The organism is Desulfurispora sp., from assembly GCF_052744395.1.
Map to the genome: position 1 here is coordinate 1 of NZ_JBRAJI010000050.1, position 16756 is coordinate 16756.

General features: G+C 53.1%; 13 protein-coding genes. 11 read left to right on the forward strand and 2 right to left on the reverse strand.

Features of this window, described 5'->3' with window-relative positions; genetic code table 11:
• The 3 genes from ACUVTU_RS11590 to ACUVTU_RS11600 all read left to right on the forward strand — a co-directional run.
• The coding region (locus tag ACUVTU_RS11590; protein WP_445890119.1) for a 4Fe-4S binding protein at positions 1-351 on the forward strand (351 nt) is incomplete at its 5' end.
• Between the two features lie 134 nt (positions 352-485).
• Positions 486-1145, forward strand: a complete 660-nt coding sequence (locus ACUVTU_RS11595) for an indolepyruvate oxidoreductase subunit beta (RefSeq protein ID WP_445890120.1) — start codon at positions 486-488, stop codon at positions 1143-1145.
• A 216-nt stretch (positions 1146-1361) separates the two neighbouring features.
• The gene (locus ACUVTU_RS11600; protein ID WP_445890121.1) at positions 1362-2642 is read left to right on the forward strand and encodes a phenylacetate--CoA ligase family protein; all 1281 of its coding nucleotides are present in this window, start codon (positions 1362-1364) and stop codon (positions 2640-2642) included.
• A 69-nt stretch (positions 2643-2711) separates the two neighbouring features.
• Here the strand turns inward: ACUVTU_RS11600 and ACUVTU_RS11605 are convergent, their stop codons facing one another.
• Positions 2712-3458: a methyl-accepting chemotaxis protein gene (locus tag ACUVTU_RS11605; protein ID WP_445890131.1), complete on the reverse strand. Its 747-nt coding sequence runs from the start codon at positions 3456-3458 to the stop codon at positions 2712-2714.
• Between the two features lie 147 nt (positions 3459-3605).
• Positions 3606-4274 carry a cache domain-containing protein gene (locus ACUVTU_RS11610; RefSeq protein ID WP_445890122.1) on the reverse strand — a complete coding sequence of 223 codons (669 nt, stop codon included), beginning with the start codon at positions 4272-4274 and terminating at the stop codon, positions 3606-3608.
• Between the two features lie 239 nt (positions 4275-4513).
• On the opposite strand from ACUVTU_RS11610, the gene ACUVTU_RS11615 reads away from it, so the two are divergent.
• The 8 genes from ACUVTU_RS11615 to dnaK all read left to right on the forward strand — a co-directional run.
• Positions 4514-5719 carry a hypothetical protein gene (locus tag ACUVTU_RS11615; RefSeq protein ID WP_445890123.1) on the forward strand — a complete coding sequence of 402 codons (1206 nt, stop codon included), beginning with the start codon at positions 4514-4516 and terminating at the stop codon, positions 5717-5719.
• A gap of 38 nt (positions 5720-5757) precedes the next feature.
• Positions 5758-7425, forward strand: coding sequence for a Cas10/Cmr2 second palm domain-containing protein (locus tag ACUVTU_RS11620; RefSeq protein ID WP_445890124.1), 1668 nt, complete (start codon positions 5758-5760; stop codon positions 7423-7425).
• Positions 7422-9812, forward strand: a complete 2391-nt coding sequence (locus ACUVTU_RS11625) for an RAMP superfamily CRISPR-associated protein (protein ID WP_445890125.1) — start codon at positions 7422-7424, stop codon at positions 9810-9812. Before ACUVTU_RS11620 ends, ACUVTU_RS11625 begins: the two co-directional genes overlap by 4 nt.
• A 170-nt stretch (positions 9813-9982) precedes the next feature.
• Entirely contained in the window at positions 9983-11518 is a 1536-nt protein-coding gene (locus ACUVTU_RS11630; RefSeq protein ID WP_445890126.1) for an RAMP superfamily CRISPR-associated protein, read from the forward strand.
• Positions 11519-12160: a type III-D CRISPR-associated protein Csx19 gene (gene csx19 / locus ACUVTU_RS11635; protein ID WP_445890127.1), complete on the forward strand. Its 642-nt coding sequence runs from the start codon at positions 11519-11521 to the stop codon at positions 12158-12160.
• Positions 12150-14162, forward strand: coding sequence for a TIGR03986 family type III CRISPR-associated RAMP protein (locus tag ACUVTU_RS11640; RefSeq protein ID WP_445890128.1), 2013 nt, complete (start codon positions 12150-12152; stop codon positions 14160-14162). Before csx19 ends, ACUVTU_RS11640 begins: the two co-directional genes overlap by 11 nt.
• 4 nt (positions 14163-14166) lie before the next feature.
• Positions 14167-14490, forward strand: a complete 324-nt coding sequence (locus ACUVTU_RS11645; protein WP_445890129.1) for a carboxymuconolactone decarboxylase family protein — start codon at positions 14167-14169, stop codon at positions 14488-14490.
• Between the two features lie 438 nt (positions 14491-14928).
• The coding region (dnaK, locus tag ACUVTU_RS11650) for a molecular chaperone DnaK (RefSeq protein WP_445890130.1) at positions 14929-16756 on the forward strand (1828 nt) is incomplete at its 3' end.

The following is a 16756-nucleotide window of genomic DNA, read 5'->3' on the forward strand; positions in this document are numbered from 1 at the left end:
GCCCTGGACATCGCCGCCATCGCCCGGGCCTGCGGCGCCGGCCTGGTGCTCCAGGCCGACCCCTACGACCTGGCCGGGGCGCAGGCGGCCATCCGCCGGGCCGTCCAGCACCCCGGCCCGGCTGTAGTGGTGCTGCAAAGGGAATGTGTAGCACTGGTGCGGCCGCAAAAGCGCTGCACCGTGGACAGCCAAAAATGCCTGGCCTGCGGCCTGTGCCTTCAGGAGCTGGGCTGCCCGGCCCTGGAACAACAGCCCGACGGTACGGTGCAAACCGCTGCCAGCTGCCACGGCTGCGGAATATGCGCTAGAATCTGCCCGGCAGGTGCCATTGTGACCCGGTCTATAGATTAAACAGCATCAGGCACCATGCCATCAACCGGCTGGATATAAACAAATGCCAGAAAACACCCCTGCTGTAAAGCCCTCCCCTGGGAGAAAAACAGCTCTACCATTACCGGCCAACCAAACAAGAAGGGAGCATCACCATGAACCCCAGACTGGATATAGTCATCTGCGGCGTGGGGGGCCAGGGTTCCGTACTGGCCGCCCACACCCTGGCCCGGGCGGCCATCGGCCGGGGCCTGCTCGTACGCACCTCGGAAGTAATCGGCATGGCCCAGCGGGAAGGGCCGGTCACCGGACATGTGCGCCTGGGCGACGGCATCCCCGGCCCCATCATCCCCGACGGCCGGGCCAACTTCCTGCTGGGCCTGGAACTGGCCGAAGCCGTGCGCGGCCTGGCCAAACTGCGCCCGGGCGGCACAGCCCTGGTCAGCCAGACCGCCATAGTGCCGGTCACCGTGCGCCTGGGTCTGTCCGAATACGATCCGCAGGCCCTCACCGAGCATCTTGAGCGGGCGGTGGCCGGGCGGGATGGCCGGCTGTACCTGCTGGACACTGCCGCCCTGGCCCGGGCCGCCGGCCACCCCAAAGCGGCCAATGCCGCCCTGCTGGGCGCTTTCAGCCAGCTGCCCGGCCTGCCTTTCACCCCGGCCGATCTGCTGGCCGCCCTGCTGGAGCAGCTGCCGGCCAAAATGCACGCCGTGAACCGGCAGGCTTTCCAGGCCGGCGGAGAGCACATGCAACACCTGCTCGCCGGCTTACCGAGCCCGGTTTTCCATTCCGAACTCAGTGTTACAGCATAACCTGGACCCGGTCCTGCCCAGCGCCCGGTAAGGCTACCGTACACCACCCGGGTTGGGCCGGTCAACCGCCTGTCGGCAGTGAGGGAGCAGACCATCCCGCAGCACTCTTTCCAGCAAAACGACAAGTCGAATAACCCCCCGAGGAGGTGCAAAACCCGGCCGGGCCGCCCCATCAAGCCATCTCACCCGGGAGCGGGACCGGCCAGGGTAAAAAATATGGCCCTGCAACTTTCTATCAACAAGCCCCCGGCACTGGAGGCCATCTTTCATTATCAGGAACAAAAATTGCGCCAGTTCATCCCGCGCCTTTACGCCAGCTCACCCTTTTACCGGCACAAACTGGACCGGGCCGGCATAGATCCGGCCAGCATCAAAAGCATGGCCGATCTGGAACGCCTGCCCTGCACCAGCAAGAGCGAACTGCGCGACGCCTACCCGCTGGGACTCATGGCCGTGCCCGAAGAGCAGGTGGTACGCATCCACTCCTCCTCGGGCACCACGGGTAAACCGGTCATCGTGCCCTACACGGCCGGCGATGTAAACGTCTGGGCCGAGATGATGGCCCGCTGCCTGGCTCTGGCCGGGATTAGCCGGCACGACCGGGTGCAGATCACGCCGGGCTACGGCCTGTGGACGGCCGGCATCGGCTTTCAGGCCGGTGTAGAAAAGCTGGGGGCCCTGGCCGTGCCCACCGGGCCGGGCAACACGGAAAAACAGCTGGAAATGCTGGTGGACTTAAAAAGCACCGTGCTCATCGCCACCTCCTCCTACGGCCTGCTGCTGGCCGAAGAAGTGGCCCGGCGCGGCCTGCAAAATAAAATAGCCCTCCAAAAGGGCATTTTCGGCTCGGAGCGCTGGGGCGAAAAAATGCGCGCCCGGATAGAAGAGCTTTTGGGTATCGAAACCTTTGATATCTACGGCCTGACCGAAGTATACGGCCCGGGCATCGCCATGGACTGCCCGCAGCACGCCGGCCTGCACTACTGGTATGACCACTTGCTTTTTGAGATCATCGACCCGGCCACGGGCCGGCAGCTGCCCCCCGGCCAGCAGGGCGAACTGGTCATCACCACCCTGACCAAGGAGGGCATGCCCCTTTTGCGCTACCGCACCCACGACATCACGGCCATCAATCCCGAGCCCTGTCCCTGCGGCAGCCCCTATCCCACCATCCAGCGGGTACTGGGGCGCACCGACGACATGATCAAAATCAAGGGCGTAAACATCTACCCCGGCCAGATCGACCACGTCCTGCGCCACACCCCGGGCGCCAGCAGCGAATACCAGATCATCCTCACCCGCCGGCAGGGCAAGGACAACATGCTGCTCAAAGTGGAAGGCGAAGCCGGCTTTGACCCGGCCCGGGTGGCGGAAGACTGCCGCCGCCAGATCAAAGCGCGCATCGGCGTGCTGGTGGATGTAGAGGTGGTGCCCTGCGGCAGCCTGCCGCGCAGTGAAAAGAAAAGCAAGCGAGTGTTTGACCTGCGGGAGGCATAGGACATTGTAAAAGTGGAAAAAGCCCGGGGCAGTGCCCTACAGGAATACAGGACACTGTTCCGGGCTTTTTTACAGCTTAAATCTACCGGTCAGGTTGTTCAATTGCTGGGCAATATCCGCCAGAGACTGGCTGGCTTCCACCATCTGCTGCAATGCCAGGTTGATCTGTTCATGACCTGCCGCCAGTTCCTGGGTGCTCTGGCTGGTAGCACTAATACTTATAGCGACTTCGTCAATCACCCGGGCCACATCTCCAATCTGTTCCCGGATTAAACCAAACAGTTGTCCACCATGCTCCGCCTGTCGGGCACCGGCCTGTACCTGACGGGTTACCTGCTCGATATCATGGGCCGTGCCTTCCGCCCGTTGCTGCACTTGCATGATTAAATCGGCGATTTCAGACGCCGAGCGGGCCGACTGTTCGGCCAGCAAACGCACTTCCTCGGCCACCACAGCAAACCCGCGGCCGCTCTCACCCGCCCGCGCCGCTTCAATGGCGGCATTTAAAGCCAGCAAATTAGTCTGATTGGCTATTGTCCTAATCATTTCGGTAATCCGGCCAATGCTCTGGCACAGCTCATACAAAGCGTTTATCGATCGGGCGGTTTCCTGCACCACGCCTGCCGTGGACTGCATATCCTGCACCGTCTGCATTACAGCCCGGTAGCCTTCTGCTGTTTTTTCCACCACCCGGTTGAACTGTTCTGCCACACTGTTGGACATGGCCGTCCCCTGTTGAGCGGCAGCAGCCACCTGGGCCGTATGGTTACTTTGCTCCTGCACCGTAGCACCAATTTGCTGGGTGGAAGCAGCCATTTGCTGGCTCTGGGCGGCCAGGCTGGCACTGCACTCGGCAATTTTGGTTACCAAACCACTCAGTTCTGCTGCTGTCCGGTCAAGGCCAGCTGCCAGTTGGCCCAGCTCATTTTTTTCTCTTAGCTCAACCCGGCAGGCCAGGTCGCCCTAACCCAGTTTTTCCACCGCTCCCACCACCAGTTGAATAGGACGCACCACCCAGCGAACAATCAACCAGTTGATAAACAGCCCGATCAACAGGCCAGTACTGACAACCACCACCAGCATACGGCCAAAGGCGCGAAAAATTTGTCTTTGCACCTCTTCCCGGGATACACCCGCATACAGCATACCGATATTATTACCCTGATCATCCCGAATGGGTAAATAAGCCGTCTGGTAGGGTCGGCCCACCACCATCGCTTCGCCAAGATAAACCTGCCCTTGTTTCAGCACCCTGTCCACCACGCCAGCAGTCGCCCTGGTACCCACCGCCCGGCTGCCGTCTTCCTTTTTCACCGTGGTGGCAATGCGCAGATCGCCCAGAAAAACAGTATGACTGTCACCGGTCAACCGGCTCAGACTGTCCACCAGTTCATCATTTCCGTTTATCATCATATCGCCCTTATAGAGCCTGTCTCCCTGCACCCTCCAGCGACCCGGATACTGTCTTTCCAAAAGCGCCATAGACATATGCAAATCCCCCTGCAGCTTCTGCGTTAGCAGCGCAGTAGCCTGGTCCTGCAGGCCCCGGTATATAATAAACGAAACGCCCGCCGCCAGCAAAAAAATTGCCCCCAACACTACACCGGCAATCTGATACTTAATAGAACGCACCCTATTCCATCCCTTTCTCCAAAAACCAAATTCGTCATTATTCGACAATTTATTACATAAAAATTTTTTACCAGAAATTTTTTCTGGGGTCAATCCGGTAAATGTTTCCATGGTGAAACAGCTTTCTCGAAAGCATCTTTCCTACCAACTTTGCCTGCATGACACGTTTCGCCATAATTCGCTAGACAGGCAATATTATAATGTTTATAACAAGATTTTCGCGGAGGAGGACACCTGTCTTGAGCACTTCATATCAGTTTGATCATCTGGTTCTGCTGGTGGGAACCAATCCTTTGCCCAATTATATAGTTGCTAAATATTTCATCCTAAACAACAACTCCCCATTTCAAATCCATCTGATTTGCTCCCGCCGAAATGAATCCATTGGCCAACAGGGCACCTTAAACATCGCCCAAAACCTGAAAAATGTCCTGACAAAAGAATTCCCCGAACAAATAATAAAGCTTTCTGTAGAATTAAACGATGCCAGCGACGCCCAGAGCATTTTTCAGGACATGGGAAAACTGGACTCCTTTCTCCAAAACCACAACTCCTCTTGGCATCTCAACTACACCGGTGGAACTAAAAGCATGGCTGTGCATGTTCACCGTTATATGAACCAAAGAAAAGACCAATTGCGTTCCCTCACCTTTTCCTACCTGGACAGTCGCAGTATGCAGTTGAAATTTGACGATTCCACCCTTCATGCCCCGGTAGATATGCTGCATCCCCAGCTCAATATAGAATTGGACAGTTTGTTATTATTACATGGTTATCAAAAAGTCGGTGACTATAGACTTCCAAAAGAATCTGAAGTATGGGGTTGTATAGAGAAAACACAGCGCGCCCAGCTTTATGAATATAAGCTAAAATATCTGGCCCAAGACCAAAACCCCGAACTGGAAGAAGTGAAAAACTACATCAGCAACCATTTCTCCGGTGCGCTCTCCGTAGATATCAATTGTTTGGCCGAATCTTTGACAAAACATGGCTTCTGGCTGGAATGGTATATATATGACACCCTGGAGAAATTGAAAGAACTTTCCTCCTACAAGGATTTGTATCAATTACATATCAATATAAAGGCTATAAAGGCTCCCCAAAATGATATTATTAGTGGCAATACAGGTATTAAAGAAAAAGAATTTGAAATCGATGTTTTGCTTCTTAAGGGCTATCAACTCTGGAATATCTCCTGCGGAAAAAATGATGAAAAAGAACTAAAATACAAGGCAATAGAAGCCATTCACCGGGCCATGCAGATGGGTGGAGAGGAAGCCCGGGCCGTACTGGCATGTTTGCTGAATGGAAAAAGGCGCGATGCTTTCAAGAATGATATTGTCAATATTACCGGCAACATCTCGGGCAATTTTGAGCTCATAGATGTTGTCGATTTAACACAACCCGGACAACTGGAGAAAATTTTACAGCAGCTTATCTTTTAACCGGTCAACCAGAACGAACATTCAAAGGGGGGAGAACATTGTCCACAACAACATCCTCCCAGGCAACAACTGCCGTACTGCTGGATGTTCCCGCTATTCAGCAATACGTTTTTGCCAGCAACAGGCTGCGCGAAAATGTGGGCGCATCTTATATTATTGAACAGGTGCTGCCCCAAATGGCCCAGGTTGCTGCTTTACAGGTTGCCAAAAAAGAAGCCGGCCAGGCTACCCTGGATCGGTGGTGGCAAGAGCCAGATTATATTGCTATCCTGCAGGAGCAAAATTGTCTGGCGGAACTGGCTTTTCAAGGCGGGGGCAAAATCATGTATTTTTTCCGCACTCCCGCTCTGGCTAAAGAATTTGTCCGGCACCTCACTCGCCAGTTGCTGGTGCATTTACCCGGCCTGCGCACTGCTATAGTCATTGACCATTTCCACCATGACCAGAACTTCGCCAATCAGCTGACCAAAATCTTTCAAAAACTTACCGATAGTAAAAATAGCTCCTTCCCTGTGACCACCTTGACCGGCTGGGGCATTACAGCCGAGTGTCCCACAAACAACCTGCCGCTGGATTATTTTTATGCCCCGGATAATACTTTTCGGTCGTATGCTACAGCAGTCAAAGCTCTTTTTGCTGAAAAAGAATGGCAAGATATCAACCACAAGTATCTCCCCCATGAAAAAGCAAAAAATTGCGTTTTTGCTAAAGAAGTAGATAAGCTGGGCCAAACCAGCGGCATGAACTATCTCGCCGTAGTATACATTGATGGAAATGACATGGGCCACTGGTTCAAAGCCAGCCCCGATCTGGCGGATTACCGTAAACGTTGCCGGGAAGTGGTGCTGGTTACCGAAGAGGCATTCCGGCAAACCGTTGAGGAAACGTATTCGCTTCTCCCTCTCCTGCAAAAAGACCCGCGGTTTAAAATCAGCCAAACCAATGAACGGCAAATCATCTTGCCCCTGCGCCCCCTGGTACTGGGAGGCGATGATATTACTTTTTTAACAGACGGCCGTTTGGGACTTTTCCTGACGGAAAAATTTCTAGCCCATTGGTGTCAACTGGCTCAAAAAAAATTAAGTCATTTCCCTTCCAGCATTAAAAGTTTTTCCGCCAGCGCTGGCATAGCTATAGTCCACACCAAATACCCTTTTTTCCGGGCCTATCAGCTGGCAGAAACACTTTGCAGCCAGGCCAAGCTAATGTCCAGGTACAACCCTGGCACATCATGGGTGGATATACACATTGCCCGGGGGCACCAGCACCTTTCCCTGCCCGCCATTCGCCGGGAGGAATACCGCATCACCAACCTGGATCTTTACTTCGGGCCCTACCTGGTGGAAGAAGGTTGTTCTGTATGCAAAACAAGAAACTACCATTCTTTTTATGGAAACTGTCTAAACAATCTCAAGCAGGGGATAGTACAACTGGCCAACTGGCCCTCCAGCCAGCGAAAAAAACTGCACCTGGCTTACTCCACCAGCATACAAGCGGTAGAAGAGCAAGTTTCCCACCTGCAAAGAAGAAATCTACGGCTGCCCGGGTTCCCAACCTGCAATCATATGGACGATTATTCCTCCTCCGGTCATTTCAGCAACCGCACACCCTACCGGGATATGTTGGAAATGGTGGAATTTTACCCACCATATCTATTAAATCAGCCTCACCCATCCCCCCAGGAAGGCAGTGATGTGCAAGAATGAATACTCTTACCATTAATATCAAGCTACTTTCTCCTCTGTTGCTGGGCAGCGGTGCTGGTTTCGGCAAAGTTATTGACACCGACATTGTTTTCCAACCCGACGGTTTACCTGTGTTTCCCGCCCGCCGTTTAAAAGGGTTGCTGAAAGAAAGTGCACTGGAAGTTATTGAAATGTTCCAGCAGGCAGAAAAAACGGCCGGTGTTGACCGGTTTTTATCCCTGCTGGAAGAGCTTTTTGGTACATCCACCCGACCGGGTCTACTTAAGCTCTATAATCTGCACCTGCCGGAACAGACAATGCTGCGCAAGATACTAGAAAAAATAAGACAATCTAACCTTCCTGCTTTAACAACCCTGTTCACTCCCGGGCAAGTGACAGATATTTTTACAGAGATACGTCAGCAAACTGCCCTGGATCAACAATCGGGCACCGCCCTGGAAAATACCCTGCGTACCGTACGCATTTTAAAAGATTCCCTGGCTGGCCAGCCCATTTCCTTTACCGGCAACATTTACCTGGAAGAGTGTACCCCCTGGGTGGAAAATTTACTGGCCCTAGCCTGTTTAAATCTACGCCGAGCTGGCAGCCTGCGCAATCGCGGGCTGGGACGGATTGAGGTGGGGCTTACCAGAAAAGACCAGGACTTATGTCAACAAGTCCTGACCGAACTGGCAAAAGGTAAGACTTTTTCACAGCTGCTGGAGCGAAAAACCTCCCCCTCCATCTCAACGAACACAACTAACCACCAGCCGATAGCCAGGACATCCCTGTCTCAGCCACAGGGAAAAATGCGGGTGCTGATCACCGCCCTGGCTCCACTGGTTTTACCCTCCCAGCAGGGGGACCAAAACACAGTATCCACTCTACACCATATTCCAGGCAGTGCGCTGCGCGGCTGCCTGGCCCACCGTTATTTGAAATTAAGAGCTCTTACAACCGAAATAGCCCAGAGTAATAGTCATTTTTATGACTGTTTTTTATCTGGCAAAGTACGCTTCCTGCCTGCTTATCCGCATACTCGGAGAGATAATGAACTGTTTCCCACTCCGCTGTTTATTCACCGGTGTAAACCGGGCATCCGGCCGCAAAATAATAACCTGTTCAATTTGCTGGGCGGTACCCCGGAAGCTATAGAAAACAGTAAGTGGGCCGGTGGATTTGTCATCCCTTCAACAGATAATGGCTGGCAGCTAATAGAAAAGCCCGTAACCACCAGGTTAAACTTTCACCTTACCCGCCTGGGATACGAAGCTCATAACTCGTACAAATGTCGCATCAAGGGTCATGGACCCGATGAAGGGATCTTTTATTACGAAGCTATTGATTCTCAACAGGTATTTCAAGGTGCTATAACCGGTGACATGGATCTACTGCATCATATGTATCAAATTTTGGAAATGAGTTTCCGGGCCACTCTGGGCAAATCCAGTCGCATCCAATACGGGCTGGTGGAAATCAAACTAGAAACACCGCAGAAGTTTTCTATGCCACCACCTACCGAACAGACGGACTGCCGGGATGTAATCATGATCTTAAAATCGCCCCTTTTGTTGTCCAACCGGTTTGGTTTTCCCGCTCTCTCCCGGTCAGAATTAGAAATCTGTTTGCAGACAGAATTAAACTGCCGGGTAAATATTGACAAATGCTTTGCCCGCCAGGAAAGTCGCCAGAACTTTGTTTCCCACTGGCACCTTAAACATCCCCAGGAACGGCTGTGGTCAGCCGGCAGCGCCTTTCTCCTGCATTTTCCCGATGGGCCGGTACCATGGGACAAACTACAGCTGCTGGAACAAACCGGGCTGGGAATGGGCCAATCAGAAGGCTTGGGACAGGTAACCTTCTATCCAAAGCAAGCTATAACAGGCCTCCAGGTCACCTCGTATCCGGAGGAAAACCTGTCTTTTTTCGAAATGCCGGATCAGGTTGCTGAGTCCACCGGTTTCAGCAAAGCAGCGATTATCCATCTCCTGCGCCGGGCAGCAACCCAAGAATTGCAACAAAAAGCCTGGAATGATGCTCAAGAAAGGCACAAAAGAAATACAAATCATACTATTTCTCATCATCTATGGGGCAGGCTGGAAAAAATGCTACAAAGCTCTTCTGGAAAAGATAAATTTTGCCTGATGCTGAACAACTTAAAATCCCCCGCCCGAACGGCTCTGGAACAGTATAGCAACTACCAGGGAGAAAGCTTAATGAGTAGTTTACAGCGTGAATTCGAGCCCCGCAGAAAAAGCCTTTCAGTTTTACAGGACAAAACAATAAATTGCTTGAAACCATTAATTCCTGGTGGCCTGACTGCTGATGAAGTTTTAACCTGCGATCAAGCCTATAAAATGTACTGGCTGGCCTTTTTCCAGGCCAGCCGCCAGCTAAGCGCATCTTAAACCCGGCAACACCGGCAATGTCCTTACTTTAAGGAGGGACAAAATTGTTTTTATCTTTATCAACACCCAACCATTCACCAGCTTCACCCGCTGACCCCGCTTCCCAGACCACTTCCCCCGACCGTCCAATCTCAAACCCATGGTCACCGGCAATGGTGCGCGGCAAACTGTTGCTACTGGGTCAACTGCAGTTAAAAACCCCCCTATTCATTGGCAGCGGGACTGCGGACACAACCTGTGACCTGCCTGTACTCAAGGACGGTCAGGGCTGTCCGTACATACCGGGAACATCACTGGCCGGCGCTTTAAAAAACCATTTTGCCCAACATATTTGCCTGACAGAACAGCAACATTTAGAACAATCTCACTACTTCTGGGGAAAAGAAACTCCCCCGGAACATCCGGAAGGCGAACACACCTGGCAAAGCGCCCTGCTGGTCCAAGATGCCCTCTTGTTGCCACACGAAAAAGCAACCATTACCCGCCGGGACGGAATTAAAATCAATCCCATGACCGGCATTGTCCAGGATAAGTTTAAGTACGATTTTGAGATTATTGAACCGGGAGCGCTCTTTCAGCTACATCTGGAAGTTACTCTCAGACAGGCCTTTTGTCGCCGCTTTTTCCGGGCAGTACTGGCCTGGCTGGCCGATCAATTGGCCCAGGGAGCCATCCTCCTGGGAGGTATGAGCCGGGTGGGATTCGGCCAATGCTGGCTGATAAACGGCCGTCTCTACGAATACGATTTCCAGCGAAGGGAACATGTTATCGACTGGTTGAGCAACCGTACTGCACCGGACGAAGGAATGCTCATCTGGGCACAGGGTGAAAAAACCGCCACCCAGACCCTGGGAGAGAAAATCGTCCTCCTGGAATCCAGGCCCGGGCCCGCTGTTTTCCAGTTAAAAGCTCAAATGAGATTAAAAACTTCTTTATTGTTCGGGCACTACCCGGATTCCTCCCTCCGGAACGACCAGCCCATTTTGGATATTGCACCGGATAAAGTACCCGTCAAATGTGCTGGCCAAAATATACTGCCCGGCACTGCTCTACGGGGAGCTCTGCGCAACCGGGCAGAAAGAATTGTGCGCACACTGGGCGGCAACCCTTCCATCCTGCTGGATGAACTGTTCGGCCGGGTAGAGAAAAAAGCGGCACCTAGCGGAAAACCGCACAAAGAATTCACCAATCCAACCAAACAAAAGGGGAAACTACGCGTTGGGGAAAGTATACTTGATTCTCGATACTTTATTAATGAAATCCAGATGAGAATCAGTATAGATCGCTTCACCGGCGGCGCCCTCGCCGGCCGACTTTTCGACAGCATGCCTCTATGGCCACTGGACCAATCGGGAAATGCCCTTCTGGAACTGCAAATGGAAATAGTAGAATATGCTCCCTGGCAAATCGGCCTGATTCTGTTATTGCTTAAAGATCTGTGGACCGGCGACCTGCCCCTGGGGGGAGAAAAAGCCATTGGCCGGGGCGTATTGACCGGGCATTCAGCCTGTCTAACTTTTCATAACAGCCAGGCACAGCGCACTATCAAAATAATTGAGCAAGATAACAGCTTGCTCCTTTCCGCTTCAGATACACAATGTCAGGATAGAATATCCCAGGAACTGAATGACTATATTAAATCGTTTCTGGAAATGTGTCGGCAAAATCCCTTGCCGCCAGATAGGGCAGAGGGAGGGGAAGAGTAAATGAACAACCCGCACCCCCATATGCCGTCTAGTCCCTACCAGCTGGGCAGTATGTCCACCATTGTTCAAACAGGCACCGGTGAGCTATCCACCCTGCTGGAAAAGGCCGAAGAAAAACTGCTCCTGGAATCATTAACAACTTCGGCAGGGGCAATGCTTATCCAGGATGAAGGGATTTACTTGTGTCTATTTCAGAAAAACCAGCTTTACCTCCCCTGGCAACCCGGAAAAACTCTTTGTCCAAATTCCCAGCATTTGCATTCCCTGCGCCTTTTTACTCCTGAGCAGGAATTTTATATCTGGGCTCAACGGACCGGTTCCGGCAATGTTTTCCATTACCGCTGGCGTACGGAGATGGACATAAAACCGAATAAGGCCCGGCTAACAGATTACGTTGATGCCAGACAACTGCTCTGGGGAAAGGTGGAATATTATGACCCCAAAACAGGCCGGGTAGAAATGTATGCCGGCCGGGGGATCAGGTTTTCCCTGCCTGCTCAGCTCATAAAAAGCCAGGTGAAACGCGGCAGCCCAATATGGCTGCACACCCGAAATTACATTGCATACAATGAACTGGGACAGGCTGGATATGTGGATTGTCGTTTCATCCAATTTGCAGCGGAGGTGACCAATGGTGGATAAAAACATCTCTTCGTCTCAATCAAACCAAAAGGCGACCAACATCCCCACGAAACGCGCCCGGGCACCATATAACTTTGTTTCCCTCCCTGAGCAGGTGGTTGCTGCAGACCCCCCACCTGACCAAAGCAAATATCATGCCAATCGCTTCACCGGTTGCATTAACCTGGAAATCAAGGTACTTACGCCTTTATACATCCGAGATACCTATTCCATAGAAGAAGCCGAACAAAAAGCCACCCAGGCTGACCATCCGGACTTCTTCTCCCCGGGCGGAGCTTTGCGCATTCCGGGCAGCAGCCTGCGAGGCATGGTGCGCACCTTAATGGAGGTAGTATCCTATGCCCGGCTTACCTTTTATCAGCCCGAACTAAAATTTTATTACCGGGCTGTTGGTGAACAGGTTAAAAGTTACCGCCAATATTACATCAACCAGCTTAAACAAGTAAAATGCGGCTATTTGCAATACGACTCCGGTACATGCCGGTACATGTTGACACCAGCCAACTGCCATTCCGACAGGCAGTATTATCGAGTAAGCAAAAAATGCATAAAAACTTTTTTGGAAAAAAATACTGTGGAATTTATTGAATTGAGCCAAAACCCTCAGTATAAAATCAGCAAGAAATTGTTGTACTTTAAGGCTAGCGGAGAGCAGGTAAACGAGCTGAGTTTGGACCAAACCATAAAAACCACCGGGGCAGGCTATCTGGTATTAAGTGGAGAAGTCCCTGGCAAGAAAAACCAGTGGCTTGTTTCCTGCCCCGACACCAAAGGTCAGAGTATTACCAACCTGAATAAAGCTATTGAAAATTATCAAAGGGACACCTGGCGGCATAAGAATATTGACTTGCTCAAGATCCTGGTTTCGAAAAACCACCAGCTAGCTAAAGACCTACCCGATGGCATACCCTGCTTCTATCTGGAAGATGATGGCGTGGTCAGCCATCTGGGTCATACCCGCTGGTTCCGTATCCCATATCAAAAATCCATCGGTGAATGCTGTAAACAAAATCTACCAGCCGACAACCGCGACGACCTGGTCACCGTTCTTTTTGGTAAACCAGGACACTTCGCTACCCGGCTTTTTTTTGAAGATGCTTTCCTAAAGCCGGAGCAAGCACCAATGGATACATGCTGTACCCAAATCTTGAGCATGCCCAAGCCCACGGCATTTCAACATTATCTGAAGCAAACCCTAAAATCTTTAGATCCTGTAAAGCACTGGGATAGCGACTGCACCCAGATCCGGGGATACAAGTTCTACTGGCATCGCCAAACTCCGGATGATCCCAATAAACCCCATAGTTGGAGAACAAAATGTCCTGCCCCAAACCGCCATCAGAAAGGTAAATTACTCCCTGCCCACATCAGACCAATAAAAAAAGGCTGTTTTCAGGGAAAAATTAGATTTGAGAACTTGAGCGCTGTGGAACTGGGAGCACTGCTCTTTGTATTGGATTTACCCCCTCAAATGAGACATAAACTGGGGATGGGCAAACCATTGGGACTTGGTTCAGTGCAAATTGTCCCCCAGCTGGTTCTCAGCGAACACACTGGTGAAAAGGGACGGTACACCCAATTATTAACCCAGAGCCAGGATGGTAGCATTAACTGGTATCTACCTACCGTAAACAATAATAATTACGACCACCAGTATTTTAAAGCAGCCTTTGCCAACTGGCTGCTAAGCTTATTGAAAGACAAGCCGCTTCATGAGCCAGAAATGCACCAGGGAGTCCGGGAAGCTTCTTCCCCTCCAGAGAAGCAAAAACCTGACCAATCAACCAGTCTTGACCCTGTCAATAAGCTGTGGCAACTACCCCGTATTAAAGAACTAGCTATGCTACTCCATTGGACCGGCACAGCTTCCCCTCAATGGCTGGAAGAAACCAGCTATATGGAGGTCGATGAATTTAAAAATCGGCCCGTATTGCCCGAGCCGCTTGCATATTCATGTCTGATCCCGAAAACATTAGAACCAGATCCCCAAACAGGGAGGTGATTCCATGTCCTGCCAACAACACCCCAACCCCAATCTGGAAATGCAGCTGGCGCGGGAACTGCCCGATGTAATGAAAGGCTTTATGCAGCTGCACAGCGCTGTGATCAAAGACGGCGCCCTTTCGGCCAAACAAAAAGAGCTGATTGCCTTGGGCATCGCCGTAGCCGTGCGCTGTTCCTATTGCATTGCCCACCATGTCAAGCAGGCCAGAGCGCTGGGCGCCAGCCGGCAGGAAATCCTGGAAGCGGCCAGCGTGGCCATGCTCATGGGCGGCGGCCCGGCCGTGGCCTATTCCACCGAAGTGCTCAAACTGCTGGGGGAGGAGTAAAGCGCCAAGTCGCCACCGCTGGCGGGGCGGTGTCCTGTTTACAGGCACCGCCTCTATAATTTTCAGCCAATGCTCTCAAACCTGAGAAACCAGCAACAAGACCTTACCGGCCAGATCGTTACCCAGGCCGGTGATATATTCAGCAACCCGTAGGATAAAATTGCGCAAATTTCATTTAAAACAAGGCCGTATTTTCTGATAACCGTTGATAAACACAATAATTAAGCTTCCACCAACAAATTCCGCCCTTGCCAACCCCGGCAAAACAGCTCAATATTATAGTCAAGGATAGTCAATATCAGATTATGAACCAACCGTTTCCGGGCAATACTAAAAGGTGGAATTTACCGGAAACCATCCCCGCCGGCCAACCCCGGCCCGGGATGTTGACACACCAACATCAAACCATCATCAAACCAACCAAAGGAGGTCTGGACAATGGCCAAAGCAGTAGGTATAGACCTGGGAACTACCAACTCGGTGGTGGCCGTCATGGAGGGCGGTCGCCCTACAGTAATAGTCAACGCAGAAGGGGGACGCACCACACCCTCGGTGGTGGCCTTCCGCCCGGACGGCGAGCGCCTGGTGGGGCAGGTGGCCAAGCGCCAGGCCGTGCTCAACCCGGATAAAACCCTGTACTCGGTCAAGCGCTTTATCGGCCGCCGCTACTCGGAAGTGGCCGAAGAGCGCCAGCTGGTGCCCTACCAGGTAGTGCAGGGACCCAATGACACCGTGCGCTTTAAAGTGGGCGACAAACTCTACGCCCCCGAGGAAATATCCGCCCAGGTGCTGAAAAAGCTGGTGGACGACGCTTCCAAATACATTGGCGAAAAGATTACCGACGCGGTGATCACCGTGCCGGCCTACTTCAACGACGCCCAGCGCCAGGCCACCAAGGATGCCGGGCGCATTGCCGGCCTGAATGTGCTGCGCATCATCAACGAGCCCACCGCCGCCGCGCTGGCCTACGGGCTGGAGAAAAAGAAAAACGAAACCATCTTGGTCTTCGACCTGGGCGGCGGTACCTTTGACGTGTCCATCCTGGAAGTGGGTGACGGCGTCTTCGAGGTGAAGGCCACCAACGGCGACACCCACCTGGGGGGCGACAACTTCGACAAAGTGGTAGTGGACTGGATGGCCGAGGAATTCATGAAGGACTACGGCATTGACCTGCGCCGCGACAAACAGGCTCTGCAGCGTTTGACCGAAGCGGCGGAAAAGGCCAAGGTGGAGCTTTCCAGCACCATGGAAACCACCATCAGCCTGCCCTTCATCACGGCCGACGCCTCGGGACCCAAACACCTGGAGCTCAAGCTGACCCGGGCCAAATTCGAGGACATCACCCACCATCTGGTGGAACGCTGCCGCGGCCCGGTGCTGGCCGCCCTGGCCGACGCCAAGCTTACCGCCCGGGACATTGACGAGGTCATCCTGGTGGGCGGTTCCACCCGCATCCCGGCTGTGCAGCGCCTGGTGAAGGAGCTGACCGGCAAAGAGCCCAACCAGGGCGTCAACCCGGACGAAGTGGTGGCCGTGGGCGCAGCCATCCAGGCCGGCGTGCTGGCGGGCGAAGTGAAAGACGTGCTGCTATTGGATGTAACGCCCCTTTCTCTGGGCGTGGAAACCCTGGGCGGCGTGATGACCAAAATCATCGAGCGCAACACCACTATTCCGGTGCGGCGCAGCCAGATCTTCAGCACGGCGGAAGACAACCAGCCGGCCGTGGACATCCACGTGCTGCAGGGCGAGCGGGAAATGGCCCGGGACAACCGCACCCTGGGCCTGTTCAAGCTGGACGGCATCCCACCCGCACCGCGCGGCGTGCCGCAAATCGAAGTGACCTTTGACATCGACGCCAACGGCATCCTCACCGTAAGCGCCCGGGACAAGGCCACGGGCAAGGAGCAGAGCGTGACCATCAGCGGCTCCAGCACCCTGGACAAAGCCGAGGTAGACCGCATGGTGCGGGAAGCCCAGCAGTATGCCGCCGAGGACAAGCAGCGCCGCCAGGAAGCCGAAACCCGCAACGAAGCCGACAGTCTGGCTTACCAGCTGGAGCGCCAGCTCAAAGAGCACCAGGACAAACTGCCCGTGCACGAAAAAGCCCGTATGGAACAGCTGGTGCAGGACACCAGGAGCGCTTTGAAAGATAGCGCGCCCATCGACCGCATCCGCTCTTTGCTCAGCGACCTGCAGCAGGCCCTGCACAGTCTCCCCGGCCTGGCCGGCGGCGCCGGCAGCGGCTGCGCGGGCGGCAGCTGCAGCG